The 23,883-nt window shown below is 62.2% G+C and carries 28 protein-coding genes and 2 tRNA genes; 10 read left to right on the forward strand and 20 right to left on the reverse strand.

The annotated features are described in order from the left end of the window. Nucleotides 1–5: 5 nt before the first annotated feature. Nucleotides 6–839, forward strand: coding sequence for an MOSC domain-containing protein (locus J2753_RS02400; protein WP_209490111.1), 834 nt, complete (start codon nt 6–8; stop codon nt 837–839). On the opposite strand, the gene J2753_RS02405 is transcribed toward J2753_RS02400, so the two are convergent. Genes J2753_RS02405 through J2753_RS02415 form a run of 3 tightly spaced genes read right to left on the reverse strand, consistent with a single transcriptional unit; the run spans nt 836 to nt 4,852 of the window. Further along, on the reverse strand, nt 836–1,477 hold the full coding sequence (locus tag J2753_RS02405; protein WP_209490113.1) for a hypothetical protein: 642 nt from the start codon (nt 1,475–1,477) through the stop codon (nt 836–838). The genes J2753_RS02400 and J2753_RS02405 overlap by 4 nt on opposite strands. Continuing rightward, nucleotides 1,474–3,375 carry a flippase activity-associated protein Agl23 gene (locus tag J2753_RS02410; RefSeq protein WP_209490115.1) on the reverse strand — a complete coding sequence of 634 codons (1,902 nt, stop codon included), beginning with the start codon at nt 3,373–3,375 and terminating at the stop codon, nt 1,474–1,476. The genes J2753_RS02405 and J2753_RS02410 overlap by 4 nt, the downstream gene beginning before the upstream one ends. Before the next feature lie 58 nt (nt 3,376–3,433). Further along, entirely contained in the window at nt 3,434–4,852 is a 1,419-nt protein-coding gene (locus J2753_RS02415) for a single-stranded DNA binding protein (RefSeq protein ID WP_209490117.1), read from the reverse strand. A gap of 204 nt (nt 4,853–5,056) precedes the next feature. On the opposite strand from J2753_RS02415, the gene J2753_RS02420 reads away from it, so the two are divergent. Beyond that, complete coding sequence (locus tag J2753_RS02420; RefSeq protein WP_209490119.1) at nt 5,057–5,545, forward strand: hypothetical protein; 489 nt, start codon at nt 5,057–5,059, stop codon at nt 5,543–5,545. A 101-nt stretch (nt 5,546–5,646) separates the two neighbouring features. On the opposite strand, the gene J2753_RS02425 is transcribed toward J2753_RS02420, so the two are convergent. The 4 genes from J2753_RS02425 to J2753_RS02440 all read right to left on the reverse strand — a co-directional run bounded on the left by J2753_RS02425 (nt 5,647) and on the right by J2753_RS02440 (nt 8,692). Further along, on the reverse strand, nt 5,647–5,856 hold the full coding sequence (locus tag J2753_RS02425) for a hypothetical protein (RefSeq protein WP_209490121.1): 210 nt from the start codon (nt 5,854–5,856) through the stop codon (nt 5,647–5,649). A gap of 391 nt (nt 5,857–6,247) precedes the next feature. Beyond that, on the reverse strand, nt 6,248–6,886 hold the full coding sequence (locus J2753_RS02430; protein WP_209490123.1) for an IS6 family transposase: 639 nt from the start codon (nt 6,884–6,886) through the stop codon (nt 6,248–6,250). A gap of 200 nt (nt 6,887–7,086) precedes the next feature. Further along, nucleotides 7,087–7,644, reverse strand: a complete 558-nt coding sequence (locus J2753_RS02435) for a hypothetical protein (RefSeq protein ID WP_209490125.1) — start codon at nt 7,642–7,644, stop codon at nt 7,087–7,089. Between the two features lie 52 nt (nt 7,645–7,696). Then, on the reverse strand, nt 7,697–8,692 hold the full coding sequence (locus J2753_RS02440; protein WP_209490127.1) for a hypothetical protein: 996 nt from the start codon (nt 8,690–8,692) through the stop codon (nt 7,697–7,699). Nucleotides 8,693–8,801: 109 nt separating this feature from the next. Between J2753_RS02440 and J2753_RS02445 the strand changes: the two genes are divergently transcribed. Beyond that, nucleotides 8,802–9,449, forward strand: coding sequence for an MjaI family restriction endonuclease (locus J2753_RS02445; protein ID WP_209490129.1), 648 nt, complete (start codon nt 8,802–8,804; stop codon nt 9,447–9,449). On the opposite strand, the gene J2753_RS02450 is transcribed toward J2753_RS02445, so the two are convergent. The 8 genes from J2753_RS02450 to J2753_RS02490 all read right to left on the reverse strand — a co-directional run bounded on the left by J2753_RS02450 (nt 9,439) and on the right by J2753_RS02490 (nt 17,438). Beyond that, nucleotides 9,439–9,795: a hypothetical protein gene (locus J2753_RS02450; RefSeq protein ID WP_209490131.1), complete on the reverse strand. Its 357-nt coding sequence runs from the start codon at nt 9,793–9,795 to the stop codon at nt 9,439–9,441. The genes J2753_RS02445 and J2753_RS02450 overlap by 11 nt on opposite strands. A gap of 222 nt (nt 9,796–10,017) precedes the next feature. After that, nucleotides 10,018–10,668: a hypothetical protein gene (locus tag J2753_RS02455; protein ID WP_209490133.1), complete on the reverse strand. Its 651-nt coding sequence runs from the start codon at nt 10,666–10,668 to the stop codon at nt 10,018–10,020. Nucleotides 10,669–10,728: 60 nt separating this feature from the next. Then, nucleotides 10,729–11,751, reverse strand: coding sequence for a hypothetical protein (locus J2753_RS02460; protein WP_209490135.1), 1,023 nt, complete (start codon nt 11,749–11,751; stop codon nt 10,729–10,731). A gap of 56 nt (nt 11,752–11,807) precedes the next feature. Then, on the reverse strand, nt 11,808–12,515 hold the full coding sequence (locus J2753_RS02465; protein WP_209490137.1) for a hypothetical protein: 708 nt from the start codon (nt 12,513–12,515) through the stop codon (nt 11,808–11,810). 492 nt (nt 12,516–13,007) lie between these two features. Further along, nucleotides 13,008–13,080, reverse strand: a tRNA-Pro gene (locus tag J2753_RS02475). 42 nt (nt 13,081–13,122) lie between these two features. Beyond that, nucleotides 13,123–15,000 carry an SLC13 family permease gene (locus J2753_RS02480; protein ID WP_209490139.1) on the reverse strand — a complete coding sequence of 626 codons (1,878 nt, stop codon included), beginning with the start codon at nt 14,998–15,000 and terminating at the stop codon, nt 13,123–13,125. Between the two features lie 48 nt (nt 15,001–15,048). Next, nucleotides 15,049–15,288 carry a hypothetical protein gene (locus J2753_RS02485; RefSeq protein WP_209490766.1) on the reverse strand — a complete coding sequence of 80 codons (240 nt, stop codon included), beginning with the start codon at nt 15,286–15,288 and terminating at the stop codon, nt 15,049–15,051. A gap of 38 nt (nt 15,289–15,326) precedes the next feature. After that, nucleotides 15,327–17,438, reverse strand: a complete 2,112-nt coding sequence (locus tag J2753_RS02490; RefSeq protein WP_209490141.1) for a DEAD/DEAH box helicase — start codon at nt 17,436–17,438, stop codon at nt 15,327–15,329. A 122-nt stretch (nt 17,439–17,560) separates the two neighbouring features. On the opposite strand from J2753_RS02490, the gene J2753_RS02495 reads away from it, so the two are divergent. After that, on the forward strand, nt 17,561–17,761 hold the full coding sequence (locus J2753_RS02495) for a hypothetical protein (protein WP_209490142.1): 201 nt from the start codon (nt 17,561–17,563) through the stop codon (nt 17,759–17,761). A 21-nt stretch (nt 17,762–17,782) separates the two neighbouring features. Here J2753_RS02495 and J2753_RS02500 read toward each other — a convergent pair whose 3' ends face one another. Beyond that, a complete protein-coding gene (locus J2753_RS02500) occupies nt 17,783–18,214 on the reverse strand; it encodes a cupin domain-containing protein (RefSeq protein ID WP_209490144.1) in 432 nt (143 codons plus the stop codon). An 83-nt stretch (nt 18,215–18,297) separates the two neighbouring features. On the opposite strand from J2753_RS02500, the gene J2753_RS02505 reads away from it, so the two are divergent. The 3 genes from J2753_RS02505 to J2753_RS02515 all read left to right on the forward strand — a co-directional run bounded on the left by J2753_RS02505 (nt 18,298) and on the right by J2753_RS02515 (nt 20,076). Continuing rightward, nucleotides 18,298–19,482, forward strand: a complete 1,185-nt coding sequence (locus tag J2753_RS02505; RefSeq protein WP_209490146.1) for a CBS domain-containing protein — start codon at nt 18,298–18,300, stop codon at nt 19,480–19,482. A 42-nt stretch (nt 19,483–19,524) separates the two neighbouring features. Continuing rightward, nucleotides 19,525–19,695 carry a hypothetical protein gene (locus tag J2753_RS02510; RefSeq protein ID WP_209490148.1) on the forward strand — a complete coding sequence of 57 codons (171 nt, stop codon included), beginning with the start codon at nt 19,525–19,527 and terminating at the stop codon, nt 19,693–19,695. 66 nt (nt 19,696–19,761) lie between these two features. Continuing rightward, on the forward strand, nt 19,762–20,076 hold the full coding sequence (locus J2753_RS02515) for a hypothetical protein (protein ID WP_209490150.1): 315 nt from the start codon (nt 19,762–19,764) through the stop codon (nt 20,074–20,076). 175 nt (nt 20,077–20,251) lie between these two features. Here J2753_RS02515 and J2753_RS02520 read toward each other — a convergent pair. Then, nucleotides 20,252–20,322 (reverse strand) — tRNA-His (locus J2753_RS02520). Between the two features lie 114 nt (nt 20,323–20,436). Between J2753_RS02520 and J2753_RS02525 the strand changes: the two genes are divergently transcribed. Continuing rightward, nucleotides 20,437–20,892 (forward strand): DUF5814 domain-containing protein, encoded by a 456-nt coding sequence (locus J2753_RS02525; RefSeq protein WP_209490152.1) that lies wholly within the window; start codon nt 20,437–20,439, stop codon nt 20,890–20,892. A gap of 8 nt (nt 20,893–20,900) precedes the next feature. Here J2753_RS02525 and J2753_RS02530 read toward each other — a convergent pair whose 3' ends face one another. Beyond that, complete coding sequence (locus tag J2753_RS02530; RefSeq protein ID WP_209490154.1) at nt 20,901–21,287, reverse strand: ribbon-helix-helix protein, CopG family; 387 nt, start codon at nt 21,285–21,287, stop codon at nt 20,901–20,903. A gap of 112 nt (nt 21,288–21,399) precedes the next feature. Between J2753_RS02530 and J2753_RS02535 the strand changes: the two genes are divergently transcribed. Continuing rightward, nucleotides 21,400–21,594 carry a cold-shock protein gene (locus J2753_RS02535; RefSeq protein WP_049981782.1) on the forward strand — a complete coding sequence of 65 codons (195 nt, stop codon included), beginning with the start codon at nt 21,400–21,402 and terminating at the stop codon, nt 21,592–21,594. 125 nt (nt 21,595–21,719) lie between these two features. Then, nucleotides 21,720–22,220: an acyltransferase gene (locus tag J2753_RS02540; protein ID WP_209490156.1), complete on the forward strand. Its 501-nt coding sequence runs from the start codon at nt 21,720–21,722 to the stop codon at nt 22,218–22,220. Nucleotides 22,221–22,229: 9 nt separating this feature from the next. On the opposite strand, the gene J2753_RS02545 is transcribed toward J2753_RS02540, so the two are convergent. Further along, the gene (locus J2753_RS02545; RefSeq protein WP_209490158.1) at nt 22,230–23,024 is read right to left on the reverse strand and encodes a mechanosensitive ion channel domain-containing protein; all 795 of its coding nucleotides are present in this window, start codon (nt 23,022–23,024) and stop codon (nt 22,230–22,232) included. Continuing rightward, nucleotides 23,024–23,833 carry a diadenylate cyclase DacZ gene (gene dacZ, locus J2753_RS02550; protein ID WP_209490160.1) on the reverse strand — a complete coding sequence of 270 codons (810 nt, stop codon included), beginning with the start codon at nt 23,831–23,833 and terminating at the stop codon, nt 23,024–23,026. The genes J2753_RS02545 and dacZ overlap by 1 nt, the downstream gene beginning before the upstream one ends. Nucleotides 23,834–23,883 lie beyond the last annotated feature (50 nt).

Consider the following 23,883-nt stretch of genomic DNA (forward strand, 5'->3'; position numbering starts at 1 on the left):
CGGCTATGCCCGCGCTCGAACGCGTTCGGATCTATCCCGTCAAAGGACTCGACGGCGCCGAGGTCGAGTCAGCGGCAATTCTCGACGGCGGCACGCTCGCACACGACCGCGAGTTCGCCCTATTCAGAACCGCTGCCGCAACTGGCGACGGCAGCGTGGACGCCGATATCGAGACCGTCGACGGGAACCCACACGGAAACGGCGTGTTCAACGCCAAACACAGCGACCGCTTCCACGAACTCGACACCGCGTACGACCCCGAGACGACGACGCTCACGGTCGAAACCGACGCGGGCGAGCACCGCGAGTTCGACCTCGAAGCCGAGCGAGAGCAAGCGGCGGCGTGGTTCAGCGAGTTCTTCGACGCGGAGCTCCGACTCGAACGCAGCCAGTCGCTCGGCTTCGTCGACCGGCGCGGGATGGGGCCGTCTGTCGTCAGCACGGCCTCGCTGGAGACCGTCGCCTCGTGGTTCGACGACCTGACCGTCGACGGCGCGCGGAAACGGCTCCGGGCGAACGTCGAAATCGGCGGCGTGCCGGCGTTCTGGGAGGACCAATTCGTCGGCGAGGATGCGCCGGCGTTCGAGATCGGCGGCGTCCGCTTCGAGGGGGTCACCCCCTGCGCTCGCTGCGTAGTTCCGGAGCGCGACCCGGAGACCGGCGAGCCAACTCCCGAGTTCCGGCAGCGCTTCGTCGAGAATCGCGCGGCGACCTTCCCCGACTGGGCCGACGAGGACGCGTTCGACCACTTCTACACGCTGATGCTGATCGCTCGCGTGCCTGAATCCGACCGCAAGAAGACCCTCCGCGTCGGCGACCCCGTCGAACTCGTCGACTAGTCGAACAGCCCCGAAACGTCCTCCTCCTTCCGGCGCTCGCGCTGGACCATCGCCGAGAGCCGTTCGAAGACGATGGGTCGCTGGCCCGCGTCGGCGTCCGCGTAATCCCGCACGAACGTCGCGTAGCGCGTGGTTTCGGGGTGGTCGCTGTCGCGGGCGTACCGGACGGCGTCGATCACGACTTCCGGGTCGTCGCCGATACCGGTCGCGACGGCGACGGCGACCAGTGCGGTCGCCGACAGGGGTAGCTCCCCGGGTGTCGGCTCGTCGTCGTCGATGTCGAGGCGGGGCGGCGGTGAGCGCTCGGCCACCTCGGGATCGGCGCGGAACGCTGCCAGCCAGCGCTCGACCGACGTGCTGTCGACGCCGGCAGGGGCGCTTGAGTCGCTGTCTGCGAGCGCGGACTCGGCCTCCTCGGCCCCGGCGAGGGCAGCGCCCCACTCCCCGCGGCGCCCGTCGAGTACAGCCGTCGCGAACGCCGCGAGTCCCGTTCGGAGCGAGTCGTCGGCGGCGGGGGCGGGAGCGAGCGGCGTCTCACCCGCCCAGATCGCCCGGGCGATGTCGTACTCGCCGACGTTGTGGGCGGCGGCGCCGGCAAGCAGCGCGTCGGCCGTCGTCGCCGGCGTGTCGTCGGTCATTGCTCTACCTCCGCGAGGGCATCCTCGTTGATGAACACGACGACCTCCCGGCCCATCGTCCGGAGGTGGTGGTGCCGACTCTCGTAGTCGTCCTCCAGCGCGGCCCTGACCGCGCCCTCGTGGTTGATGTGCGCGATGACGACCGCTGGCTGGTCCTCCTCGATCTGTTGGCTGAGCGCCTCCTCGTCGTAGGCGCATTCGGTCTGCACGTCGTCGGCGGCGACGTACCAGTGGATCGGCAGGGCTCTCGCGAGGCGGAGACACTCGGGGGCCATTCCGCCCCCGGTCCCGGGTTCGGCGACCAGTTCGCTGCCGTAGACCAGCAGGTCGGTGCCGTCGCTGTGTGGCGCGATGGCGCCGATGTCGTCGAACGTCTCGCGGAACTCCTGTTGGGGCTGGGCGTACTGCACCAGTTCGTTGTCGTCGCTGGTCGGCTGGACGTACGCCGCCGAGACGGCGGGCACGACCATGGCGCCGACGACGATCAGGAGGAGCGCACCCGTGAGGGCGGTGCCGACGTGGTCCTCCTCGGCCAGCGACTCCCAGCCCCAGCGGACGATCATCGCGAGCGAGACGGCCGCCGGAATCGCCAGCGGGACCACCGCGTTGACCATGATCCAGCCAGCGCGGATGTCCGTCGCCAGCGGGTAGCCGAGGATGCTGACGAACCCCCAGTAGCCCGCGAACATCACCAGCGAGCGCGGGCGGTCGCCGCCGTAGCGCGCGACGACGAACCCCAGCGCCGCGAACGGCACGACGACCAGGGCGTAGTTGGCCAGGACGCTCGCGGTGTGTTCGAGAAAGCAGATGTAGCCGCCGATGATCGTCTCCTCGCCGCATTTGGGTTCGACGCTGCCGCCGAACCAGTGCTTCAGTCCCGGGCGAATGTCGGCCCACGTCGCGTCGAGCAGTTCGGGGAATCGGAGCGGGTTCAGCACGGCGTCCCAGAGCCCGACGGCCGATCCGGGCGCCCGCGGCGCGTAGAAGAACAGCGAGACGACGAAAAAGAGGCCGAGCCCGCCCAGCAGCGCGCCGCCCCACTCGGTGGCGTCGCCGTCGGGCCGGACCACGTCGACGAGCACCGTGAGCGCGACAATCGCCATCAGGAAGGCGACGATGGCGGTCACCCCCCAGCCAGCGACTGCCGCGTAGCCGAGCACTGCAAGCGTGACCACGGTCAGCGCACTCCAGAGCATCGCGGGCGTCGAGCGCTCGGGGGCGCTCAGTGCGTCGGCGTACGGGCGGATCCGGGCGGTGACGGCGTCGACGCCCGAGTCGTAGTTCCGGGGGTTCATCAGCGAGAAATCGAGCAGGAGCGCGCCGGCGCCCACCCAGCACATCAGGTAGACGATGGCGTTCTCCTTGGCGGCGAAGCCGAGCGCGCCGAAGAGGAAGGCGGGGTAGAGCAGGCGCGGCCGGGCGTCGTCGACGGCACGCAGGCCGAAGCCGAAGGCCGCGAACATGAACGCCGCGACGAGCAGGCTGCTGCGGTAGAACCGCGAGTAGTAGAGGAGAATGGGGTTAAAGGCGAGCAGGACGGCGACGACGACGGTCTCGGTGTCGTTCAGGCGCCCGCGGAACAGCAGCGCCGCCAGGGGGAGCAGGGCGCCGACGACGGCGACGAACAGCCGCATCGTGAAGTCGTTCGGGCCGAGCGCGGCGAACACCCAGGCGTCGACGTACTGGGCCAGCGGCCCGTGGACGATGTAGCGATAGCTGATCTCGCCGGTCTCGAGGTAGTTCAGGGCCCAGTAGGCCACCCGCCCCTCGTCGAAGTGGGCGACGCGCTGGCCGAGAAAGAGCAGGCGGGCGAACAGGCCCAGGACGGTGACGGCGACGACGGCTCGGACCGTCCGGTCGGTCCGGTGGAGGGCATCGAGAAGCGCGGAGCGATCCATCGGTCAGCGAGAGTAGGGGGCGAAACCTAAGTGCTTCCCTCCGGCGGTGTGGGCGGGCTCAGAGGATTTCCTCGGCGTCGATCCGGCCGTCGTGTTCGACGCCGCGGACCGTGATCTCCTCGCCGAGCTGGACGCTCTCGCCGGTCTCGACGCTGCGAGTCTCCTCGCCGCTGTCGACGACGACCGGACTGCCCGACTGGACGACGGTGCCGGTGAACTCCACTTCCTCCCCGTCGGCGGTGGAGGTCTCTTCGCGGAGTTCGTCGGCGCCGTCGCCATCCTCGCCGAACGCCGAGAGGCCGCCCTGATCCGCGCCGGGCGGGGTCTTCTCGCCGCCGGAGTCGCTGCCGGCGTCGATGTCGGCCTGCCCGTCGAGCAGCGAGGCGGTGGACTGCCAGCCGGCGGAGGCCTCGAGTTCGTCCTGCCAGCCGTCCTGAATCTCGACGTCGGTGAACGCGACGCGGTCCGCGAGCGTGATGTCGCGGTCGGCTTTCTCGCCCCAGAGCGCGACCCGGATGTCGCCGCTGTCGTCGCGCACGCGGACGTTCCGGACCTGGCCCTGCGAGCCGTCGTCGCGGTCGAACGTGCGCTTGTCGTCGGTCTCGATCACGGCGCCCGCGATGTCGACCGTGTCGCCCATCTCCACGTCGGCGATGTCGGTCGTGTCGGGGACGTACTCCACGTCCTCGTCGACTTCCTCGATGGTGCCCCGGGAGCCGACGTGGAGTTCGAGGTCACCTTCGCGCTCGCGGACGTAGCCGTCGACGACTTCGACGATTTCGCCGGCCGATAGCTCCTCGAGGAGGTCGGTCGCCTCGTCCCAGAGCGTGACCCGGATGCGGCCGGTCTCGTCGCCGATTGAGACGTTGGCCACCCGGCCCTCGGTGCCGTCGTCGCGGTCGAACGTTCGGTAGTCGTCGTCCACGTCGAGCAGTTCGCCGACGAGGGTGACGTCCGAGAGCCCCATCGAGAGCTCCTCGACCGTGTAGGTGTCCGACAGGGAGACGTCGATGTCGGCGTCGGGTTCGATCTCGGCTTTGTCCGCGGAGACTTCGACGCCGTTGTACCCCTCCTTGGGGCGCCCGGCGATGCGGAGCACGTCGCCGACCTCCAGTTCTTCGAGGGCGGCCTCGGCCATCTCGTCCCACATCGAGAGCCGGATCCGGCCCGACTCGTCGGCGACTTCGGTGTTGACGACCTGGCCGTCCGGCTGATCGCCGTCGCGTTCGAAGGTGCGTTTCTCGCCGACGGAGACCAGCTTTGCGAGGAACTTCACGTCGTCCATGCCGGGTTCGATGTCGGCGACGCTCTCGACCTCGCCGCCCTCGTCCTCGAGTTCGTGGGCGACGAGCATCGCCGCCGTCTCGTCGTCCGCGAGGCCACCCATCTCCTCGACTTTCTCCGCCACCATCTCCTCGAACTCCTCGGCGGAGACGTCCGCGTCCAACTCCTCGTGGACGTCGTCGATGGCACTCATGCTTGGCGGAGGGTAGGACAGGTGACGGTTAAGCGTTGCCGTTGGGGTGTGAACGCGCCGCTATCCTGCGGTTTCGTCGAACGGGTTGACGCGGGCATACTGGGGCTGGCGCGCCCTTACACAAGAGGCCTCGGCCGGCGACGACGGGCGCGAGCGCTCGGGGCGACAACCCTTTTCGGCGCGCTGGTGTACGGCGCGCTGATCATGGGCGGCGAAATCCTCGCCGAGCGAGGGTTCGAACAGGACTCGATGCCGACGGCGATGGCGGGTGTGGTCATCCTCAAACTCGCCTTCGGCGCCTTCGGCGGCGGCGTGCTCTCGTACCTCTCTGAGGGGGCACGGATCCCGGCGCTGGCGATCACCGGCGTCGTCGTCGTCGCCATGACGGCGCTGATCGGCGGGTACGTCTACCTGCGCTCGGGGACGCAGTTCGATCACTACAGCCGGTGGGCGACGTACGCCTTCCTCGCGGGACTGGGGGCGCTGCTGCTCGCGTCGTTCGTTCCGGTGGTCGGCATCGCCGCCTTCGCGCTCATCTTCACGGGGTTCCTGCTCCGACTTGGCTACGAGATGTGGCAGGTCCGGGAGAGCCGCGGGCGGCCGGCGATGCAGTCGGTCGGCCTGTACGTGGCGGTGGCCGGGGTGTTCGTCCACGTGCTCCAGATCGTGATCCGGATGGTGGCCGAGCGCTAGGCGGCGTCGACGCTACACGATTTCTCGTTCTCGCAGTGGTTCGTGGAGGAATCGGACGTACAGCGCGAGGTACGGCACCAGCACGGCGGCGGTGAGCACGATCAGCAGCGCCATGGCCCGTAGCCGCTCGCGATGGCGCCCGCGCCGCGGGCCGGCACCAGCGGCGTCAGCCCGTAACTGCGGAGCAGGTCGTCGAACACCAGCCGAAACGACGCCCACAGCGCGACCAGCACCAGTATGCCGGGGACGAACAGCGTGATGAGGAACTCGTTGACGATCGTGCCCGGATCGTCCGCGTCGAACAGCGGCATCGTTGCCGACCGGTCGTCGCACGGCCCCGAAAAGCTTCGGTCCGGATCGAGGGACGGTGGGTTTGTCACTCGATTAATCAGCACCCGGAATCGCGTGAATACTGGCGGATGTTTTGCGTAGCGAATTGGATGCGCAAAGGGAGGGGGGATGCGGGAGTACATCGAGTGCCGAAACTGTGGGTTCGTGCTGGTCGGTGATCGCAGCGACAGCGCCACGCCGCGGCACTGGGACGCCTGTCCCGCCTGTGGGGGGACCGAGTTCGACCCTATTGGGCGGTAGGTTTGGGGTCGGGGCTACCTCGACTGCGAAGGGGACGCCGAGGAGATGAGGAACGGTGTGAGGTTTCGAGGAGTGCTGGGTTCGTCGGTCGGGGTACAGAGACCGGTCGTGTTAACTTTGGCATCGATTCCACCAGACGGCGAAGGTTTGGAGCCATGATTCTGCAGTCGCCATCGCGGCGTTTGAGAACGTATTTGAAAACGAGGATGTTCGGCGTTTTACCTCACGAAAGACACGTTCGATGCTGTTTCGGTTTCCGTGTTTTTCAACACGAAACCGGAGCCCAAGTCGGTCGAGCGCAGCTTTGAGGCTGCCCGCATTATCGACGAGGAACTCGGCGTCATCGACCTGCTGTTTGTCGCGGAGTTCATCGAGAAACAGCATCGTTGTTCCCGCGTTCCGCGTCTGGAACAGCCGAACGTGGAGGAATTCGTTCGTCTGTGGATCGACCGCTGCAAACAGCCACCGACGCTGATCATTCACTTGGATCACGGTTTCGTCGACCGCGATTTGATCCGGCGATGCGGTGCTGTCGGGCTGTAGATCGGCCTTCTGCACCCAGTTGTGGATCGCTGTTCGACTCCGTTCGACACCCAACGTATCGAGATATTGTTTGGTATTCGAAAGTGATAGTCCCGCAATGTGGAGCTGAATACCGACTTGAATCGCAAACTGGGGTGTCCGCTCTCGCTCCACAAAGTCCAAGTCGATCCACTCGAAAGAACTGTCGAGGCAGTCGATTTCGGCCATAGAGCATCCGAACATCGACCGCCTCACTCCTAACTTAACACGGCCACAGAGACCACTGCCGGTCATTAAGTGGATAGGGCAGTATTTGAGCGGCATAGTGAGTCTTGAAGCAAATCGTTCGGCGTCGGCGCCGAGGCCTCCGGAGGCTGTGAGGCCCGGCTGGTACGCGGGGTTTGGGTAATAGGGGAAGAACAACTAGACTAGCTAGAGTGATGGCTTCGGTAATCGTGGGATCCGTCTTCTTCTGTCTCTTCAGTAAGCAACTGGAGTTTGTCAACTGTTTCGCCACGTCGGTTTTCAATAATACATAGATCTCTACTTCCCATTCCGAGATCACTAATATCGCCGCCAACCGTCATCTTGAATCCAAAATCGTGAGCGCCGCCGTAGCACGTGATTCGATTATCGTCTCCGTCAAAATCGTCAGGCACTCTCCATAGCCCAATTGTAAATGGTGAGGCAGTCTGAAATCGGAGATCGAATTCGTCCATCCAAGGGGGAACTTCTACGAATGCATCAAACTCAATATAGCCTTCTTCAGTACGAAACTGCTTGATCTGATGGTTTCTCGCTGGCCTCTCTAACTCAGGTTCAACTTGGATATATGTAATATCGATTCCATCAACGTAGGCATACACATAGACTGCCAATAGGAAGGAACCGGCAATAACAGCAACAGTGGGGTAATTCGCATATTGGCTCTCCGGAAATAGAATCTGGAAGACCGAAGCAGATAGAAGAGCAGCGATGGAAATCACGCTGATAGGGATAGTGCGAACACCGTGAATCAGTCTTTGTTTGTACCCCATCCTATTCTGACCCTTCGCGGAGTTGGCGGTACCGTTCTATGACATCCATTGAGATATGTGCGTCAAATCCCCTGTCTCTAGCGGAGTCATAGACCTCTTTGATGAAATCAACCGGGGGATATTTCTCTTCAGTAGATAGATTCTGCCAGTATTCATACAATTCCATTAATTCGGACATGAATCCAAGAGAGAATCCCACTCTCTGCAGATCAGACATCTCAGAAAGTGCCCCATCACTAACTCGGATGTGGATACGACCCCCGGAAAGTTCCGCCACAATAGTCTTGGAGGCATATGTCCATCTGATAACCATATGGGAGATTATACTATTTTCGGAGAATACCTGCAATAAGAGAGGCGATAGGAAACTAGGATTTTCTACTCTTACTTTTTCACCAAATACGTTATCGCCTCCTTCAACCTCGATCTCTTGAATCGCGCGCGGAGTTAGTGCCGAACTGATCCCCTCCCCTAGTTCCATTTTATAGAGAATCCAAATGAGAAAATCAGGAGCTATGTCAAATTGCTCTAAATATAGTGAGTTGATGAGCTGAGATTTGATCCGGCTCTGTATACGTGAGACCTCCTTGGAGGCGCCCTTGATGAACAGATAATCCGGAAATTTCCAGTAAATATTAGTCTGACTTATATTAACATAGCGTTCCTCACTCATCTCTTCCGAGCTACTCTCGTAGGTGAATCTAGAATCATATTCCTCGTCAGTATACCGAATATGCACTAAATTATCGTGGTTAATTTCCTCAGGGAGTTCCGTATTCGTAAATAGATCACGAGTGTCTGGTAGACTAAACCCCCCACCAGGATTATTCGGAGACCCTGATTCGTATCCAGAGAGCCGTTCAGATAGAACCTGCTCAACAGAGGAGATACTCATGTTGCGCTCTAGATCCCCCTTAAGATTGACTCGCAGTGGTGAAAATATGAGCCACCCAGAATACTCGAATTCGGATTGGCTACTTCCATCCGTTTCACTCATGAGAGCATACCAGACCCGAGATTGTATAAAATCACAGGAGTACTACTTGTTCTCGCTTCCGAGGTGTTGACGACAGGCTTATAGAATTTGTACGAGAGATGTCCAGTCAATGGAGAACCTACTCAAGATCCCTGCAGAAGAAAGACAGTCAATAGAGGCCGGAGAAACAGCTGACCTTCCGAAGTATGCAGCAAGTGTTCTCTCAAACGCGCTGCGATGGTCCGGGGCGAATTCGCCCGAACAACTGGGCCAACTGACCGAGATCCACGACGAGTTCCGCGAAAAGCACCCCGAGGGAGGGTACGAGGACTGGGTCGAATTCTACCACGAAGAGTATAACGGAGAGGAGCGGATCGCAGAGGCGACAGAAGATGCCTACGTGATGCTCAAGCAGATACGGGAAGCGGTAAACCAACTTGAACGAGACGACGTTCAAGACTTCGTCCAAGAACTGGTACTGTATCAGACGTACCGCGGGGAGAACATCCGAGAGCTCGTCGTCCAGATTCTGGATCGTAAATACCGACCAGATGTTGAGAGAGTGCCTGCCGATCGTGACTTCGAATATGTGCATGCCAAAGTGGGCGACGTGAGGGTCTCTGTACAGCCCGAATCGAGTGGAATGAGTGGGAAGAATGCCTCTGCAGAGGAGGATGAGGATGTAGCGGTCGTGTACTACCGACAGAACAACTCCAACAGGGGCCTACGAATCGTCGTCTCAGAGCTGAACGCCGCACTTTCTCCGTTTAGGAACTGAGGTCCGCGATTTTGACCTTGAATTGGTCAATCTGGTATCCGTGTTGGGTGTCCTTCACGGTGAGGTCGTAGGTTACTCCATCTGAAGATTTCCTAGAGATGATAGCGTTGAACTTGAATTCCGAAACAGGCCCAGTGACAATTAGTTCGTTATCGTCATCCGTTATTCTCACCCCATCTTCGGGCTGATTTCCGAGGACGACATTACACCCGTTCTGTGCAAACTGTATATGATAACGATCCGCCCAGTCGGGGATTTTTGCTGTACATAGAACCCTTTTACTCTCTCCATCGATTTGGAGCGGCTTACCGTCTTGAAGGTCCAATTCTCCGGGAACCTGCTTCACAAGCTGGACTCCATTTTTATTCCTAGTATATCTAGATGCGAAATATAGAGACGGTGGGGCAATCAATACGCAAGCAATAGAGTACACTTCCGGTTGTTCAGCGTAGGACAGGGTCGTTGCAGTGACGGAAGTCAGGATCGCCGTTGTACTGAGTATGACCCCAATAGACAGCCTGGTTAGTATTTTTTGAGCCGAATTCGTCAGAAATGTCCTAACCATACGTTAGTCAACAATATGCTGTTCAAATTCTTGGAGAGCATATTCAGCTTCCGACAAGTTGTCTACTGTTAGTTCAAGATTCTCCTCATCATAGACCACAAATATCTCGCCGTCGCCACCGTACTTCGGGAAGAACAGCTCTGCGTCCCAAAGTGGGCGCTGTTTGATTTCACTCAGGGGCTCTTCAAGTGTCGAAACGTCGACTTTTTCCCCATCTTTGATTACACGAACTTCACCAGTATGTTCTGCACTCTGAATAAATCGCCAGATATCCTCAGTAGAACTTGTAATACCGCGCCTCACACGGCTATCTTCGGGTAAGTGTTCATTGAGCTCTCGGATGAGGTCTAGTGTCTTGCCACTGCCACTCTCAACAGCTATTAGAAGCAGATCGGAGCCCCCTCGAAGCATATATTCCCCCGAATAATCTGTCATTTCTCCAGAGATTGAATGCTCAGACAGGTGGGTGAAATTCCCAGAGAAAACCCTCTGACCACTGAAGGCATAATTTTCAATTACTCCCTGTTCGGTCCGAACCGGGTTTTCCTCAACTGACTCAACCGAAGGGAGACTCTTGAGCTCGCCGCTAATCACCGACTCAACTTCCTCGTCGGGCAGCCCCTCATCTGGGCTAATGCGGCGAATCTCACTCATAGATCGTTAGGCGTTATTACTCATTGGAAAGGTATGGTGCTTTCTATCGGCGAGATCTATTTACGATAACCAGTCCTCATCTCTCTTGTTGCCATATCTGTTAAGCATGTCATCGGACATACTGTCAATCTCGACGCCTAGGTCCTTTGCAGTCTCGTAGAGGTCTTCAAAGAAACCGTACGGCGGGATCCTTTCTTGGGCGGGAAGATCTTGCCAACAATCGTAGAGCTGGAGCAACTCTTGTAGGAACGAAAGCGACATAGCCAGTCTCCGAACATCGTTCGACGATTGAATATCGCCGTCCGAGGCTTTAATGTGAACTCGGCCATTCCCGATCTGGGTTTTGAGCCGATAGTCGTCGTAGAGTTGGAAGTACCCCTCGAGTAGGGAGATGTTCTTGTCTTTCAGTATTCCTGCGATCATCGGGACACACCTGCGAAGATTTGTGGAGTCGTCGACTTGGTTAGTCTCCCCAAACGGATCGCGGTCTCCTTCTAGAGTGGTGTCAGTCAATGCGCTAATTGAGAGCCCCCCGTCGAATTCGCATGCGTCATAGAGTGGATCGTCTTTACAGTGCTTGTAGAACAGCCACAAAAGAAAGTTAGAGGTGAAGTCGACCGACCTCAAATTCGCATCTGCGCCAAATTTTGTTCTCGTGTGCTCCCTAGCCTCTTGTACGTCGTCTTTAGAACCTCGGAATAGCATATATTCCGGGTGATACCAGTAAATGTCCGTATCCTGGACATGAGGGACCTCTACTTCAACCTCTTCTCCCTGATAGTACGCATCTGTAGACTCACGATCCTCATAGAGATACCTGTGACTGATCAAAAAATCAGCTACAGTACTGAGTTTTTCCTCTACGGAATCATCATCACGGATGTAGTTCGGAAGGTCAAGATCTTCATACCCTTTCTTAGTGCCCTGGTCTCCTTTCTCGTAGGAGTCGAACAACTCAGAGAGGGTTGCTCTGGCCTCGCTTCGGCTTCCCTCATACTTCGAATTAAGCGAGGAAACCTCATAGATGCCGTTAAACAGGAGATACCCCTGATACTCAAACGCGACTGGGTCCTCGGTACTCATAGTTGCTAATATGGTAGTTATGCTCAGAATTCAAAAGAGTATTGCTTATAGTATTATCATAAGGACATCTCTGCGTGTTGGAGTACCTGGTCTAAGATGAACTGTGAGAATTCCACAGAATCGTAATTGCTCGGCTGGTATACCTCAACATACCCACTCTTAGAAGCAGTCATCTTGATATCCTCCTCTTTAGACTGAATGTTTAGCCCTATCTGATTCTTCGGCAATTGATGAACTACACTTCCTAATTCTGTGTCGTCAAAGACACCATCCCCGTAAATCGTACCTTTCTCCGCATTCCCGGTGTTACCGTAAAATCCGACCTGCCAAGTCTCCGCTTCTTCGGCGCGTGAGGCGCCCTCGTATGATCGAAGGAATGAGTCAAGATCGATCTCCGCTCTTCGTACCGTCGCGGAAGTAGTAGCTCCAGAGATCAATTGAAATGCGAAGGTACCAGAACCGGCGGAGACAGTTACAAATGAACCAGGGACCAGTAGAAACTCAGTGTACTTAGTCTTGACAACGTCTACTCGTTCACTAACCGAAATATTATCCGTCTCTGGGTCGATATTTACCTGTTCTTCAGTATCCAGTTCTTGGATCGCTGCTCGACCTGTTTGAACTGTTATTCCATCCCGCTCTGTTGTTTGTCTCACTTCAAGGCATGCAGTAAGTTCAGTATGTTCATCTACCTGAGTAGTTTCGGTATATGATTCAATCGGGTCAAAGTCCTCATCTGGAAGGCCAATTACTCCTGCACGCATGTGGAGGACTGATTCCCCCTCCGAAATAAACTTTAGCTTCTACACATTTTCTGACGTTCTCCATCGGTGGAGATCTCATAACTGGCAGTATAAGCTTCAGACCACTATACCAGTTAGATGGCTACAACCACCCCACCTTCTCGCGCGCGCCGCTTCGCCGCCGACGAGTACGCTCCCTTGTAGTGCTCGAGGAACGTCTCGAGATCCTCCCAGCCGCCCCAGTCGAGCGCCAGGAGCGGGTCGACCTCAGCATCGGCCAGCGCCGTCGCCTAGGTCCGCCGGAGTTCCTGCATCGATAGCTCCCGCCAGCCGGCGTTGCCTGTCTCCTCGGCAAGCTGTTCGCCCGCGTTCGACACCTACCACCGGAGCGTGCGCGTCGACGACACCGACAGCAGCGAGTCGTCGGCGCCGCCGTCGGGGACCTCCACGAGCGTGCTGATCGACTGAGAGCACCGAGAGAACAACAAACCCACACCTCCTGAAACCCAGAAATGGGATCGCCCGGATTCGAACCGGGGTCACGGGCACCCAAGGCCCGAAGTATACCAGGCTAACCCACGATCCCGTACCTCCATCTCCGCGGCTCTCCTGCTAAAGGGTTTCGGGCTTAGACGGGGATGTCGATCCCGAACATCACCGCAATCCCGAGCGTCGTCACGATCATCAGGAGCAGCTGGAGCGGCCCACCCACCCGGACGTAGTCGGTGAACCGGTACCCACCGGGCCCGTAGACGAACAGGTTCGTCTGGTAGCCCACGGGCGTCATGAACGCCGTGCTGGCCGCGAACATCACCGCGAACAGGAACGCCGTCGCGCTGGCGCCGACGGCCTGGGCCGTCTCGACGGCGACGGGGATCATCAGCACCACGCTGGCGTTGTTGCTGATCACGTTCGTCAGCAGCGCGGTGAGCAGGTAGAACACCGCCAGCACACCCAGTACGGGGAGCATCGACGACGAGGCGACGACGCCCTCCGCGAGCAGCGTGGCGGCGCCGGTTCGCTCGAGCGCGATGCCCAGCGGGATCACGCCCGCGAGCAGGAGGATCACGTCCCACTGCACCGCCTCGTAGATCTCGCCGGGCTTGAGACAGCCGGTGACGACCATCGCGAGCGACCCCGCGAGCGCCGAGACGACGATGGGGAGGACGCCGATCCCCGCCAGCGCGACGACGGCCGCGACGATGCCGATGGCGAGGCCGGTCTTCTCCTCGCGGAAGTCGTGCTGTTCGACCTCGCCGGCGAGGATGAACTCCCGGCCGGCGTCGATGCGCTCGATGGTCGCGGTCGGCGCCTGAATCAGGAGCGTGTCCCCGACCTTCATCGGGATCTTGTCCATGCGCCGGCGCACGACGTCGCGCCCACGCCGGAGCGCGAGCGCGGTCGCGTTGTAGCGCTGCCGGAAGCCGATGGAGGCCAGCGACTCGCCGATCATCGGCGACCCGGGGGCGACGACGACTTCGACGAGGTTCTGGCCCGCCTCGGCCTGTTCGAGTTCCGCCTCGTCGACGGGCACGTCGATGAGGTCGAGTCCCTCCACGTCGAGCAGTGCGAGCAGCGTGTCCCGGTCGGTCCGGAGCGTGAACGTGTCGCCGGCCTGAATCTGCTTGGGGCCGAGCGGTTCGAGGAACACCTCGTCGCCCCGGATCAACTGGAGCAGGTCAACGTCGAACTCCGCCTCCACCAGCGCGTTCCGGACTTTCTTCCCGACCAGCGGCGAGTCCTCGCGGACGGTCACCTCGGTCAGGTAGTCGCCGATGCCGAACTCCTCGGTCAGGTCGTCGCTGGGTTCGATCCGGGCGGGCGTGAGCCACCGGCCGACCGTCATCAGGTACGCAAGGCCGACAATCATCACGACGATGCCCAGCCCCGTGAACTCGAACATCCCCAGCGCGTGGAGGTCGGTCCCGGGGTACTGCGGCGCCAGCCGCGCGGCCACGTCGCTGGCGAGCACGTTCGTGGATGTCCCGATCAGCGTGAGCGTCCCGCCGAACATCGACGCGTACGACAGCGGGAGCAGGAGCTTCGAGGGCGAGGTCCCGCCACGGTCGGCGACGTCGATGACCATCGGGAGCAGGATCGCCACCGCGGCGGTGTTGTTGATAAAGCCCGAGACGGGCGCGACGATGCCGGTGATGGCCCCGAGCTGTTTGGTCTCGCTATCGCCGGTGATCCGACCGATGAATGCCCCGAGCGTCTGGACGATGCCGGTCCGGCGGACCCCCTCGCTGAGGATGAACATCGCCAGCACCGTGATCGTCGCCGTACTGGCGAAGCCAGAGAGCCCCTGCTGGGGCGTGATCATCGTCACCGGGCCGGCGATCAGGCCGGCGTCGGCGAGCTGGGCGCTCAGGGGTTCGACGAGCATCAGCGTCACCATCACCCCGAGTGCGGTGATGTCGACCGGCACCGGCTCTGTGGCGAACAGCACCAGCGCCGCCAGCACGACTAGGGAGACGATGACGACCCCGGGCGAGATCGCTACCACGAGGGATCGCTCGCCGGCGCCCGTCAAAAAGATGCGGGTTCGCGGCCCTCAGTCGCGATCCGAAAAGGCGGTGCCGAAGGCAGCCCCGAGCGCCACACCCATGCCCATCCCCAGCGCGAGGTTGTCCATCGCGGTGCCCAGCGCCGCGCCGATCGCGATACCGACCGCCATCCCCGTCGCCATCGCTTCGCTCTCGTCCATGCCGTCGTCGACCTCGCCGTCGATGGCCGCACCTCTTCCGTCGGCGCTGTCGGCGCCACCGGCGCCGTCGCTGCGTTCGTCGCTCATACTCGTCAGAAGGACCGGGGGGGCGAAGAACGTTATCGCTACAGTTCCTGCTCGGCCAGTTCGAGCGCGGCCACCTGCTCGTAGGGGCTCTTCCCGTTCCGGATCCCCTCCAGAATCAGGAACGCATCACTGGGCGAGAGGAAGTGACTCGTCACCGCTCGGCCCAGCGGCGTCGCCTCGAAGCCGTCGATGAACTCCCACTCCAGCAGTTTCCCGACGGCGTGTTTCGTCGGCACGTCGCCGATCATGCGGTCGTTGAGTCGCTTGGCCAGTTTGCCGGCGACGGCGATGTTCGCCAGCGTCTCCTCGGCGGCGGCGGCCTCGTCGTAGACGGTCGCCACGTCCTCCATCTCGCCTTTCAGCAGGCGGAACGCCGTCTCGTCCTCGGTGGCCTCCATCGAGCCGTGGTAGACGGCGTCGGGTTCGACGAGCAGGTACACCGTCCCCTGATCGTGGTAGTCCGGACGCCCTGCGCGCCCGAGCATCTGGGAGAACTCCTGGACCGAGAGCCACTCGATCCCCATCGCGAGCGAGTCGAAGATCACCTGCGAGGCCGGGAAGTCGACGCCGGCCGCGAGCGCGGCGGTGGTGACGACCGCCGCGAGATCCTGATCGCCGAACTGGCGCTCGACCTGCTTTCGCTTCCCGTAGTCGAGGCCGGCGTGGTACGGCGCGGAGTCGTAGTCGAGTTTGCGGGAAATCTCGTGACAGCGCCGCCGGGAGTTGGTGAAGATGATCGTCTGGCCCCGGTAGCCCTTCGAGGATTTGCTGTCGAACTCCCGCCTGACGAGGCGGTCCTCGATCCGGAGTTTCTCCCGGCCGTCCGCGAACGTGACGTGGCGCTCGATGGGGACCGGGCGCTCCTCGAACTCGATGAGGGTGGCGCGTAGCTGTTCGGCCAGCCACTCGGGGTTGCCCACGGTCGCGGAGAGATAGACGAACTGCGTTCCGCCGTCCTCGCTCCGCTCGGACGACGTACTCCCGCTCGCGTCGCTCGCGGTAGCGCCGTCGTAGCGCTCGTGGGACTGCTCTCGCTGCTCGCAGTAGTGTTTGAGCCGGGAGATCATCCCGTCGAGGCGGTGGCCCCGTTCACCCTCCTTCAGGCTGTGGACCTCGTCGATGACGACGGTGCCGATGTCGCCCATGTTCTTGCCGGTGCGGAGGCCGTGGTCGATACCCTCGTAGGTGCCGACGATGATGTCGGCGTTCGGGTCGAACTGGGCGCCCGAATCAGTTACTCGGGAGCCGCCGACCCGCAGGGTCACGTCGAGTTCGTCGCCGTAGCGCTCCTCGAAGTCCTCGTGTTTCTGGTTCGCCAGCGCGACCAGCGGGACGAGAAAGAGCAGTTTCCCCTCGCCGTTCAGCGCGCGGTCGACGCCGGCGAGTTCGCCGACGAGCGTCTTCCCCGTCGCCGTCGCCGACACGACGAGCTGGTCCTTCCCCTCGAACAGGCTGTTCTCGACCGCGAGGCTCTGGACCGGGAGCAGCGTGTCGAAGCGGCCCTCGATCATCGACTGCAGGGTGGGGTGGAGATCCAGATCGCTGGTCTGGAAGGGGTCAACCTCGTCGGTTGTCGCCGAGATGGTGTCGAACTTCGTGAGGTCGGGGTCGAGTTCGCCCTTGAGGAGGTCGGTGATGCGGTCGAGGTCGCCGACTTCGAGCAGTAGCTCTTCGAGTCGGTCCTGTGCGGCGCCGGTGAACTGGCCCTTGTAGGAGAGTTCGCGCTCCAGTTCCTCGACGGCGCAGTCCTGACAGATGTAGTCCCGGTCGGCCGAAATGGCCGTCTCCTCGGTGATCGGGGAGTAGCGCCCGGCGTTGGCACAGTAGCGACAGGTGCGGACCACCAGCGCCTCCTGCTGGTAGCCGCCGAGCATATCCTGGAGTCGCTCGCGGCCGTCGGGGGAGGTCTGTTGGGAGATACGGATGCGTTCGGCGCGGCGGGCGAGTTCGACGAACTCCTCGGGGCGCATCGGCTCACCGCCGTCGTCGTCGGACTGCAGGAACCGACGGGGCCGGGGGCCGGCGTCGGTCTCCTTCAGTTCAAGCGTGCCGCGGAACACCCGGGAGCCGTCACGGACCACGACGACGAGGAAGTCGCCGCCGGCCTCGTGGAGGAACAGGGTATCGACGCGGGCGACCTGCTGAGACACGTGTGGTCGTAGGCGAAACGGGTACTTCAGCCATACGATGCTTGGGCATGTGAGCCCATGCCTGTGGGTCTGCGAGCGTCCCTCACAGTACGTTTAGGCCCGTGGAGACGGTAGATCCGGTAATGACGCCCTCGCTCTCGAAGACGACGCTGTTCTGCTCGGTCTGCGGCCACCGCAGTCCGCCGGACGGCGACTGGGAGGAATCGGAGACGACAACCGAACTCGGCGCGCGACTCGCGCTCGCCTGCCCCGACTGCGGGACGACGATCACCCGACGGGGCGTTGATAGTCGGGCCGTCGACGCCGCCGTCGACGCAGACTGAGAGAAGCCGTCTCGTCCCTCGCTACTTCTCGACCAGTTCGATAGCGTCGTCGCCGTTGGGCACCGCACAGAGGAACGCCCCCGGCCGGTCGGCCTCGTTTCGATACCAGTGGACCGCGCCCGCGGGGATCAGCAGCGAGTCGCCCGCGGAGACGGTGTACTCCTCATCCTCAATGCCGACCACGTACTCGCCGGCAAGTACGTACTGTTCGTGTTCGACCTCGTTGGTGTGCTCGGGCACCTCGGCGCCGGCGTCGAGTTCGAACCGCCGGATCGCGAAGTTCGGCGCGCCGTCTTCCTCGTCGATGAGGACGCCCTTTCGGAGGCCATCGGCGGCGTCGCCAGAACGCTCTGCGTTCTGGCTGCCTGACGAATCGCTGTGCGATTCGTCAACGTCGACGGCCTCGTACTCGATCTCGTCGCTGCGCTTGACTACGGGGTCGGTGTCGCTCATAGCTGCGGGTTCGGCGCCGACCACATAAACCATGACGTGTGATGGCGGCCGCCTTTTTCACCCTGTCCCCCGAACCGACGCGTATGCGAGGAATCCGACTCGGGAGCATCTTCGGCATCCCGATCAAACTCGACGCCACGTTCCTACTGATCTTGCCGCTACTGGCCTATCTGATCGGGAGCGACGTGGGGACCATGGTTGAGGAGGTGCTCAACCCGGCGTTCGGCGCCGGCATCCAGACGGGCGCACTGACCGGCGGCTATACGCCGTTCGCGCTTGGGGCCGCCGCCGCCATCGGCCTGTTCACCTGCGTGTTGCTCCACGAACTCGGCCACTCGGTTGTCACGATGTACCACGGCTACGAGATCGACTCGATCACCCTCTGGCTGCTCGGCGGCGTCGCACAGTTCGCCGAGATGCCCGAGGACTGGAAGGTGGAACTGCAGGTCGCCGTCGCCGGCCCCATCGTCAGCGTCGCACTGGGCGTGCTCTCCTACGCCGGCTTCTCGCTGCTCGCCGGGGGCGGCCAGCCGGTACTCACGTTCATCCTCGGCTACCTGATGCTCGCGAACATCGTGCTCGCGGCGTTCAACATGCTGCCGGGCTTCCCGATGGACGGTGGCCGCGTGCTGCGCGCGCTGCTCGCCCGTACCCGGACCCATGCCCGCGCGACACAGATCGCTGCGGAGGTCGGCAAAGGGTTCGCGGTCCTGCTGGCGCTGTTCGCGCTGTTCACGGGCCTGAACCTCTACCTGCTCGCGCTCGCCTTTTTCATCTACATGGGCGCGGCCGGCGAGGCCCAACAGACCGTCCTGAAGGCCGCGTTCCGCGGCGTCACCGTCGGCGACGTGATGACCGGCGGCGACGACCTCCGGACGGTGTCGCCCGACGACAGCATCGCCCACCTGATCGAGCGGATGTTCCGCGAACGCCACACGGGCTACCCGGTCGTCGAGAACGGCGACCTGGTGGGGATGGTGACGCTGGGTGACGCCCAGTCGGTCGACGAGGTCGAGCGTGACGCGATGCGCGTCGAGGACGTGATGGCCACTGACATCTACACCGCGACGCCCGAGACTGAGGCGATGGACGCGTTCCAGACGATGCAACAGGAGAACGTCGGGCGCCTGCCCGTCGTCGACGCCGACGGGGCGCTCTGTGGGATCGTCTCCCGGACGGACCTGATGACCGCGTTCGACATCATCCAGCAGAGCGGCGCCGCCTCCGGCGAGTCGCTGGGTCGGGAGATGACGCCGTTCGGGCGATAGGCCGCCAGTAGACATACGGCGCTCGGGGGCGACCGGTCGCACATGGGTAAGACGATAGAGATCGTCGCGTACACTGTCTCGGGCGAGCCGTCGCCGATGATCAGGGTCTTCGAAACCGCTGACGCGGCCGACGAGTACATTCAGGAACTCAACCGCCGCGAGGAGCTAACGGAGGTCGAACGACGAGCGGTCGACGTCGACGACCTCGACTGAGAAGACGGGGCCGGATTTTTCGTGGCTGCCACTACGCCTAACACCTAGCCGGTGCAAGCTACGGGTATGAGTGACCTCGCAGCACGGGTCTACGAGCTCAGCGACGACGAGTACGTCCGACTCCACCTGCCGGAGGATACCATCGACTGCACGCTGCAGGAGGGCCGGATGCAGGGCGACGAGACGAACGGGGACTGGCGCTGGCTCGCCACGGAGACGCAGGGCGACAGCTATGTCCTCATCAGGATCCCCTTCCGCGACGGCGAGATGCGGGGCGTCGCCGCGCACGTCGTCGACAGCCCGGAGGCGAATATCGACGCCGGCAACGCGCAGAAAGTGACCGATATCGAGGTGCTCGACCGGGGCGCTGGGCAGGCGTAGGGGGCGGGGGGTCGTTTCGGTCGGATCGACGGGCGTCGACGGCGATTCGCAGCCGGTAAGAGAGTAGGGCGCGGGAATTGAACCACGGTCGTTCCGCTCGCGGTGCTCGCTTCACTCCCTGATTCAATTCCCTTCGACGGACCTTCGGCTGCTCACGTTCGTTCGCAGCCAGAAGGTCCGGGCGCGGGAATTGAACCCGCGTCTCAGCCCCCACAAGGCTGAAGGATACCACTACCCCAGCCCGGACACACCGAGTTCTACTGCGGTTCGAGGGAAATACGTTACGACATTCCCGGGCCCGTGGCACGCTCCCGCAGGGGAGCGAGGGACTTTTGCCGACCAACGGCGTAGCCGCCGATAGTGGCCATCACCGACAAGATCTACATCAAAAACCACCGGCAGATCGCCTCCCAACTGGAGCGCTCCATCCCCAAGGGCGCCTTCAAGGGAGCGACGCTGGACCTCCTCTTTACCGGTGACGGCATGGAGAAACTCGACGAAGCGACCCGCGAGAAGGTGCTCGACTTCGCGGAGGACTTCCTCGACTGTGACTGCGACAATAACCCCTACTGCGGCCACCCCGAGGAGAAGTTCATCACTTACCTGCTCGAACTCCGCGCACAGGGGCTCGGCCCCGACGCCATCGTCGACGCGATGTCCGCGGAGTACATGCTCTATGCCTACTCGGGGGACGTGCTCTCCTTCCTCGACAGCGCGATCCGGCGGCTGGAAGCCGTCGAGTCGCTCGCTGAAGTAGAGGGGAATCAGGAAGCCGCGCGGCGCGCCCGCGAAGCCAAACAGGAGCTGTCGGGCTGAGTCGGTAACTACCCGAGCTGGAAGGAGCCACCGTCGCCGTCGAGTTCTTCGAGTTTGACGACCTCCTCGTCGTTTTCGGCCTGTTCGCGCAGGTAGTCGATGTAGCGTTTGTGCTCCTCCAACTGCTCGCGCAGGTGGTCGGCCTCCAGTTCCAGCCGCTCGTGTTCGCGGATGAAGCTCTTCGGCACCTCGACCGTCGGCGGGAACCCCTCGCCGTCGTCGGCGTCCTGGTCGGCCGGCACCAGATCGACCTGGCCGTCGTGGGCGACGAGCGTGTCGACGTAGTCCCGGAACACCGCCGACAGCGAGAGTTCCCGCTCTTCGGCGATCTCCCGCAGCGTCTCGAAGGCGTCCTCGTCGACGCGGAAGGAGATCGTCTTGCTCTTCGTGCCCATGTTGGCCTCGGGTTGCGGGCGATGGGACTTAAGCGTTCGTGGGTGGTGGGGGTTTCATCGGACGTACCGTCGCGAAAAGGTTATCCGGATGGGCAGCGTTGGTTGGGTTGCAATGGCGACTGGAACGGTTGATTTCTTCAACGACACGGGCGGCTACGGTTTCATCGAGACTGAGGACGCGGACGAAGACGTCTTCTTCCACATGGAAGACGTGGGCGGCCCTGACCTCGAGGAAGGCCAAGAAGTTGAGTTTGACATTGAACAGGCCGACAAGGGCCCCCGCGCGACGAACCTGACCCGTCTGTAAGTCGGTTCTTCGCAGCGGACTTCTGCGTTTATCACACCGAGTAGCGGTCGCGTTGTCGGTTCGTGTGCAACGACACCGGACAGGGCGTCCCTTGCCGTTTTGTCCACCCCCCTCCAACGCCGCCCATGAGCGACCGCTCGCGCTTCGAGAGGCTGGAGCGCCACGCCACCCCCGGCCCGCGGAACTCCCTGCGGCACTGGCCCGACGCCAAATCCCCGCCCCGCGTGGCGCTGAACTACGTCGTCGTCTGGCTGATCCGCATCTCCCCCAGCCTCCGACTCAAGAACTGGCTGCTCGCACGGCTTGGTGCCGACGTGGGCGAGGGCGTCTCGTGGGGGCTGGAAGCCACCCCCGACGTGTTCTGGCCCGAACGCATCACGCTCGGCGACGACGCCATCGTCGGCTACGACGCAACGCTGCTCTGTCACGAGTTCCTGCAGGAGGAGTACCGACTCGGCGACGTGGTCGTCGGCGACCGCGCGATGATCGGTGCCGGCGCCATCGTGCTCCCGGGCGTCGAAATCGGCGACGACGCGCAGGTGGCGGCGAACTCGCTGGTCGTCGAGAACGTGCCGGCGGGCGAGACCGTCGCGGGCGTTCCAGCAGAACCCCTCGAGCGGGAGTGACCGCTGACCTCAATCGTCGTGGACGATCACGATGCCGCCTTCGAACACCTGATCGTTCGGGACGATGTACTCCTCGCCGTCGGCCTCGATGTGGGTGACGAACACGTCGATCTCCTGTACCACGCCGTGCTCGTCGCCGATCTTCACCGAGTCGCCGATGCCGTAGGGCTCGTTCAGGAACAGATAGAGCCCGGCGGCCGCCGAGGAGAGCATCTGCTTGCCGGCGACGGCGCCGAAGACCACGAGCGCCAGCGCGTACAGCGCCAGCAGGACGACCAGCGCGAACGTCGAGACGCCGATCTGGTCCAGCGCGAGCACGAACGCGACGTAGAAGACGCTGTACTTCGCCGCGGTCGGGATGATCCCGATCTGGGGGAGTTTGACGCTCCGAAGTCGTTCGGAGAGGAGGAGTTCGACCTTGTCGCCGACCACGACGCCGACGATCAGGATCAGCACCGCGACGAACAGGCTGGGGAAGAAGCCGGTCGTCTGGGACCAGAACTGTTCGGCGTAGCTGGGTTCCGCGACCGAGATGGCGACGATGCCGCCGAGAATCACGATAAACCAGCCCGAGAGCTGTGAGAGGATCGCGACCGTCGACGTGCCGACGCCGCGGGCGGTCCGCTCGAACGCCGTCCCCTCGATGGTCTCGGGGAGGCCCGCGCGCCGAAGCAAACTGGCGTTGATCTTCACCACCAGCAGGCCGAGTACCACCGCGAGCAGGAACACGCTGAGCGCCAGCCAGAACCGTTCGGGCACCGCCCCCAGCGGGCCGGCGAGTTCGAAGCCGGGCTGGAGCGCCATCAGTAGTCCTCCGGATCGATCTCCAGAATCAACTCACCGCCCTTGAACGCCCGCACCATCCCGTCGGACTCCGAGAGCACGATGGCTGTCGCGTTAGTCGCCCGAGTGATGGCGGCGCCGGCCATGTGGCGGGTGCCAAGCCCCTTCGGGATGTCGACGCCCTCGGCACCGGCCTCGAGGTAGCGGTACGCCGAGACGATCTTGCCCGAGTCGCTGATCACGAACGCGCCGTCGAGGCGTGAGAACTCCTTGAGCATCACGTTCACGATGGGGTCGCCGACGTGGACGTGGGACTTCTCGAAGGGGTTGTACGAGAGCGGTCGGGACTTGTTCATCACCTTCCCGGCGTCCCCGATGACGAACAGCGCGCCGACGGGCTTGCCCTTCTGGCCCTTCTTGCCGAGTTCGATCACGACCTCGAACACGTCGCGGATCACCCCGGGGTCGGCCCGGGAGTTCGCGAACAGGTCGTACACCCCGGAGTGCATCGCCTCGTCGACGCGCACCCGGACCAGCGAGTCGTGGTCGTCGCCGAAGATCCCCACGACACAGGCGACCTCGTCGCCGTCGTCGACGATCCCTCGGTCCATCGCTCCCTCGACCCCGAATCTGATACGGTCCCGGACGTTCTCGAAGGGGAGCGGCAGTTCGACGTACGTTTCGGCATCGACGGCGTTCTCGGGGGCGACGACGACCACCTCGACATCCGACTCCTCGAACCGTTCGTAAAACCCGCTACTGGGCGAGAACACGAACACCGCGTCCACACCGTCCGTCAGGTCCTCGAGGAGATCGGCAGGGGTCGTCATTATCAGAGATAATCATGCCGCCGGATCAAAGGGTTTGTGGGTTCGTCAGA

It is taken from the genome of Halolamina salifodinae, from assembly GCF_017874235.1.
Classification (GTDB): domain Archaea; phylum Halobacteriota; class Halobacteria; order Halobacteriales; family Haloferacaceae; genus Halolamina; species Halolamina salifodinae.

Excerpts from the sequence above, each read along its gene's own strand:
- J2753_RS02400 (WP_209490111.1), top strand. The coding sequence starts at position 6 with ATGCCCGCGCTCGAACGCGTTCGGATCTATCCCGTCAAAGGACTCGAC.
- J2753_RS02405 (WP_209490113.1), bottom strand. The coding sequence starts at position 1,477 with ATGACCGACGACACGCCGGCGACGACGGCCGACGCGCTGCTTGCCGGC.
- J2753_RS02410 (WP_209490115.1), bottom strand. The coding sequence starts at position 3,375 with ATGGATCGCTCCGCGCTTCTCGATGCCCTCCACCGGACCGACCGGACG.
- J2753_RS02415 (WP_209490117.1), bottom strand. The coding sequence starts at position 4,852 with ATGAGTGCCATCGACGACGTCCACGAGGAGTTGGACGCGGACGTCTCC.
- J2753_RS02420 (WP_209490119.1), top strand. The coding sequence starts at position 5,057 with ATGGGCGGCGAAATCCTCGCCGAGCGAGGGTTCGAACAGGACTCGATG.
- J2753_RS02425 (WP_209490121.1), bottom strand. The coding sequence starts at position 5,856 with ATGCCGCTGTTCGACGCGGACGATCCGGGCACGATCGTCAACGAGTTC.
- J2753_RS02430 (WP_209490123.1), bottom strand. The coding sequence starts at position 6,886 with ATGGCCGAAATCGACTGCCTCGACAGTTCTTTCGAGTGGATCGACTTG.
- J2753_RS02440 (WP_209490127.1), bottom strand. The coding sequence starts at position 8,692 with ATGAGTGAAACGGATGGAAGTAGCCAATCCGAATTCGAGTATTCTGGG.
- J2753_RS02445 (WP_209490129.1), top strand. The coding sequence starts at position 8,802 with ATGGAGAACCTACTCAAGATCCCTGCAGAAGAAAGACAGTCAATAGAG.
- J2753_RS02455 (WP_209490133.1), bottom strand. The coding sequence starts at position 10,668 with ATGAGTGAGATTCGCCGCATTAGCCCAGATGAGGGGCTGCCCGACGAG.
- J2753_RS02460 (WP_209490135.1), bottom strand. The coding sequence starts at position 11,751 with ATGAGTACCGAGGACCCAGTCGCGTTTGAGTATCAGGGGTATCTCCTG.
- J2753_RS02465 (WP_209490137.1), bottom strand. The coding sequence starts at position 12,515 with ATGCGTGCAGGAGTAATTGGCCTTCCAGATGAGGACTTTGACCCGATT.
- J2753_RS02485 (WP_209490766.1), bottom strand. The coding sequence starts at position 15,288 with ATGAGCGACGAACGCAGCGACGGCGCCGGTGGCGCCGACAGCGCCGAC.
- J2753_RS02495 (WP_209490142.1), top strand. The coding sequence starts at position 17,561 with ATGACGCCCTCGCTCTCGAAGACGACGCTGTTCTGCTCGGTCTGCGGC.
- J2753_RS02500 (WP_209490144.1), bottom strand. The coding sequence starts at position 18,214 with ATGAGCGACACCGACCCCGTAGTCAAGCGCAGCGACGAGATCGAGTAC.
- J2753_RS02505 (WP_209490146.1), top strand. The coding sequence starts at position 18,298 with ATGCGAGGAATCCGACTCGGGAGCATCTTCGGCATCCCGATCAAACTC.
- J2753_RS02510 (WP_209490148.1), top strand. The coding sequence starts at position 19,525 with ATGGGTAAGACGATAGAGATCGTCGCGTACACTGTCTCGGGCGAGCCG.
- J2753_RS02515 (WP_209490150.1), top strand. The coding sequence starts at position 19,762 with ATGAGTGACCTCGCAGCACGGGTCTACGAGCTCAGCGACGACGAGTAC.
- J2753_RS02530 (WP_209490154.1), bottom strand. The coding sequence starts at position 21,287 with ATGGGCACGAAGAGCAAGACGATCTCCTTCCGCGTCGACGAGGACGCC.
- J2753_RS02535 (WP_049981782.1), top strand. The coding sequence starts at position 21,400 with ATGGCGACTGGAACGGTTGATTTCTTCAACGACACGGGCGGCTACGGT.
- J2753_RS02540 (WP_209490156.1), top strand. The coding sequence starts at position 21,720 with ATGAGCGACCGCTCGCGCTTCGAGAGGCTGGAGCGCCACGCCACCCCC.
- J2753_RS02545 (WP_209490158.1), bottom strand. The coding sequence starts at position 23,024 with ATGGCGCTCCAGCCCGGCTTCGAACTCGCCGGCCCGCTGGGGGCGGTG.
- dacZ (WP_209490160.1), bottom strand. The coding sequence starts at position 23,833 with ATGACGACCCCTGCCGATCTCCTCGAGGACCTGACGGACGGTGTGGAC.